Source organism: Chitinophaga sp. (assembly GCF_036566945.1).
In the GTDB taxonomy this organism is placed as follows: Bacteria; Bacteroidota; Bacteroidia; order Chitinophagales; family Chitinophagaceae; genus Chitinophaga.
This window is the reverse complement of record NZ_DATCVJ010000641.1, coordinates 1-2,746: the sequence shown is the minus strand read 5'-3', so window position 1 is coordinate 2,746 and position 2,746 is coordinate 1. Positions and strand designations below refer to the sequence as shown.

Genomic DNA, 2,746 nt, shown 5'->3' with positions numbered 1-2,746 from the left:
CCGGTTTTAAATATGCCCGTTACCGTTAGTTTGCGGGCACGGGGAGGCAAGCCGCCGCCCTGAATAAAATAAATGATGGCTTTATCATTTACTTTCAGCTGTAGCTGGGCAGCCATGTATTCGGAGATCATGATTTCGGGGGAATAGGCGGAGTCGTTAAACTGGAGGAGATTACCCGATTTCAGAAAGCGCTTCAGCTGTGGCCAGTCGTATCCGCTATCTACTCCTTTGAAAATGATACCATCTATTTCTTTCTCTGATTTAATGATCGCGGACTTGGTGGCGTAATTGCTGATGGTTTTGATACCCGGCGCCAGTTTAATGCTATCTACCAGGGTATTTCTGCCGGTGAAAGGAATTTCTTCTGTGAGTGGTCCGGCATTGGGTTGGTATTGGTTCACATGGATATGCCCCCAGAAGCTGAATATCTTTTCCTGGATCACTTGTTGAAACCCGTTTACCAAAGCTGTTGCCAGTATCATTACCGCTACGCTCACCGCGGTGGCGGCTACTGCTATATTGATAATAAACTTTGAAAAAGTAGATCCCTTATTGAAAGCAATCCTTTTGGCAATGAAGAAAGATAAACGCATGGGACAAATATAGGGAAAAGCGGAAAGCAGAAGGCAAAAAGCAAAAAGCAAAAAGCTGTTATAGCGGGTGATTGAAGCGGTTAATTGCTTTATTTTCGCTGAGATCATTCGCTATAATAGCTTTTTGCTTTTTGCCTTCTGCTTTTTGCTTTCCATTAATAATCGTAACTTGAATATTATCAATTTCCTCGTATGCGTACAGCAGCATTTTTCATACTAGCCATTGCTTCCTGTTTGTTTAGCAATAAGATAGCGGCACAGGTAAATGAGATTACCCCGGACCATGTGTATTACAACAACATCAGATCAGTGAAATTTAGCCAGGCCGGCGACCCGCTTAGTATGCCGATGTATACCATTGGCGGAGGGGAGAAGCTGGAGTTGTCTTTTGATGATATGGATAATGATGTAAAAAACTATTATTATTCGTTTGTGCTTTGTAATGCAGACTGGACGCCGGCACCCGTAAACCAGTTTGATTACATGCGTGGATTCTCCGAAACGAGAATACTCAATTATAAGTTATCGAGTGTTTCGCTGGCACGCTATACCCACTACAGCGTGCAGCTGCCGGGTACTAATAGCTATCCGGTAAAATCTGGTAACTACCTGTTAAAGATTTACCTGGACAGCGATACTTCTCAACTGGCCTTTACCCGCCGGATGTTTGTAGTGGAAAATAAGGCCGGGATAGCAGGATTTATCCAGAATCCTATTGCGCCTAAACTATTCCGTACTTACCAGAAGATCAACTTCGAAGTCAATACGGGCTCTTTAAATATCCAGAATCCATTTGATCAGATCAAGGTGGTGGTGTTACAGAATTATCGTTGGGATAATGCGCTGACTACCCTCAAGCCACAGTTTATCAACGGCAACATATTAAAGTATAATGCAGAACAGGACTGTATTATGCCTGCGGGAAAAGAATTCCGGTGGATAGACTTACGCAGCTTCCGGTTACAAACGGAGCGGGTGCAACGATCGGAGTATCATAATAACGGCACCGATGTATTTGCCGTACCTGATCAGGAAAGAGCAGATAAAGTGTATCAGTTTCTTAAAGATATTAATGGCAAATATTACCTCGCTACGCTGGATGATTATGATCCTAATTTTGAAGGTGACTACGCCTCGGTGCATTTCTCTTTTTATTCGCCAGAGCCATATGCGGGCTATGACATGTATATATTCGGAGAGTTCACCAACTATGAATGCAATAAGAATAGTAAGCTTTCTTACAATGGCGCCAGCCGTTCGTATGAAGGTACGCTGTTGCTAAAGCAAGGTTATTATAATTACGTTTATGGGCTGGTAGATAAAACAGTACCTAACGGCAAATTCAGCACAGAACTGACAGAGGGTAACTACTGGGAAGCAGAGAATAATTATACCATCCTGTTGTATTACCGGGCGTTAGGGGGCAGATCTGACGAGCTGGTATCGTCTATTACATTGAATTCTGTTCTGAACAGGAGGTGATTGAGAATTACGAATTACGAATTACGGATTTGTGAGAAGATAGTAAACGCGTATATCCTCCCACAAATCCGTAATTCGTAATTCTCAATTAATACTCTGTCTTAGTTTCACAATATTGGCTGCACCACGTTTAATAATGATGCGTGTACCTCTTTCGTATGTAAAGTAGCGGTAAAACCAGTTAATGAATACCACCAGTTTATTTCTGAATCCCAACAGGCTTAGAAGATGCACTACCATCCAGGCTATCCAGGCGAGGTAACCACTCATGCGCATGCCGGCAAATTCGGCAACTGCCCTGTTACGACCAATGGTGGCCATGCTGCCAAGATCCTTGTAACTAAAGCCTTTCATGGGTTTGTGGTTTAACGAAAGGCGTAAGTTATGGGCTACATTTTTACCTTGCTGTATGGCTACCTGGGCTACCATGGGATACCCTTTGGGGAAGCGGGGATCGTTGGTCATTTGTGCAATGTCGCCGATCGCATATACATTGGTGAAGCCTTTTACCTGGTTGAGTTCATTCACAATGACACGGCCGTTGGGGAGTGTAATGTCGGCAGGAATTCCTTTTACTGGTATACCTTTTACGCCGGCAGACCATAGGAGGGATTGCGTTTGAATCAGTTCTCCGGTACTTAGGGTAACCGTTTTTCCGTCATATTCTTTTA

At 43.4% G+C, this 2,746-nt stretch carries 3 protein-coding genes; 1 reads left to right on the top strand and 2 read right to left on the bottom strand.

Annotated elements, in window-relative coordinates; translation table 11 throughout:
• Positions 1 to 593, bottom strand: a 593-nt coding sequence (locus VIP81_RS19590) for an ABC transporter permease (RefSeq protein WP_331964988.1), incomplete at its 3' end; no start/stop codon positions are given.
• Between the two features lie 192 nt (positions 594 to 785).
• On the opposite strand from VIP81_RS19590, the gene VIP81_RS19585 reads away from it, so the two are divergent.
• A complete protein-coding gene (locus tag VIP81_RS19585) occupies positions 786 to 2,075 on the top strand; it encodes a DUF5103 domain-containing protein (protein WP_331964986.1) in 1,290 nt (429 codons plus the stop codon).
• Between the two features lie 84 nt (positions 2,076 to 2,159).
• Here VIP81_RS19585 and VIP81_RS19580 read toward each other — a convergent pair.
• The coding region (locus tag VIP81_RS19580) for an NAD(P)/FAD-dependent oxidoreductase (protein ID WP_331964984.1) at positions 2,160 to 2,746 on the bottom strand (587 nt) is incomplete at its 5' end.